The organism is Schinkia azotoformans LMG 9581 (genome assembly GCF_000307855.1).
In the GTDB taxonomy this organism is placed as follows: Bacteria; Bacillota; Bacilli; order Bacillales; family Bacillaceae_J; genus Schinkia; species Schinkia azotoformans.
In genome coordinates this window covers 1-932 of the sequence record NZ_AJLR01000167.1, presented here as the reverse complement: position 1 = coordinate 932, position 932 = coordinate 1, and the positions used below count along the sequence as shown (strand labels likewise).

Below are 932 nucleotides of genomic sequence, written 5' to 3'. Positions count from 1 at the left end.
AGCCACGAAAAAATGAAATTTACGGTTATCATTTTGTCCAATCTTTTTCTCCTGATGACCATTTAACCCCTGAACAAGTTCATGAAATTGGTTTAAAAACCATGAAAGAATATCTCGGAAATTCTGCGGAATTTATTATTGCCACTCATACCGATAAACCACACCTCCATAATGTGCGCCCAGATAGGGTGTTAAGTCAAGTAGTTTAAGGTACTACTCTGTAAGATAACACAGAAAACAGCCAACCTAACCGAAAAGCGAAAGCTGATACGGGAACAGAGCACGGTTGGAAAGCGATGAGTTACCTAAAGACAATCGGGTACGACTGAGTCGCAATGTTAATCAGATATAAGGTATAAGTTGTGTTTACTGAACGCAAGTTTCTAATTTCGGTTATGTGTCGATAGAGGAAAGTGTCTGAAACCTCTAGTACAAAGAAAGGTAAGTTATGGTTGTGGACTTATCTGTTATCACCACATTTGTACAATCTGTAGGAGAACCTATGGGAACGAAACGAAAGCGATGCCGAGAATCTGAATTTACCAAGACTTAACACTAACTGGGGATACCCTAAACAAGAATGCCTAATAGAAAGGAGGAAAAAGGCTATAGCACTAGAGCTTGAAAATCTTGCAAGGGTACGGAGTACTCGTAGTAGTCTGAGAAGGGTAACGCCCTTTACATGGCGAAGGGGTACAGTTATTGTGTACTAAAATTAAAAATTGATTAGGGAGGAAAACCTCAAAATGAAACCAACAATGGCAATTTTAGAAAGAATCAGTAAAAATTCACAAGAAAATATAGACGAAGTTTTTACAAGACTTTATCGTTAGGATTAGATAATAGAAATGCAAAAGAAAAAAGTGAGTTAATAAGCGAAGCAGAAGTTGTCATACGTATGCCGACATTGCTGACACATTGACGTCTGGTCA

At 38.1% G+C, this 932-nt stretch carries 1 protein-coding gene; it reads left to right on the top strand.

Features of this window, described 5'->3' with window-relative positions; all coding sequences use genetic code 11:
* A partial coding sequence (locus BAZO_RS21010) for a relaxase/mobilization nuclease domain-containing protein (RefSeq protein ID WP_003333507.1) occupies positions 1-209 on the top strand: 209 nt, incomplete at its 5' end.
* Positions 210-932 lie beyond the last annotated feature (723 nt).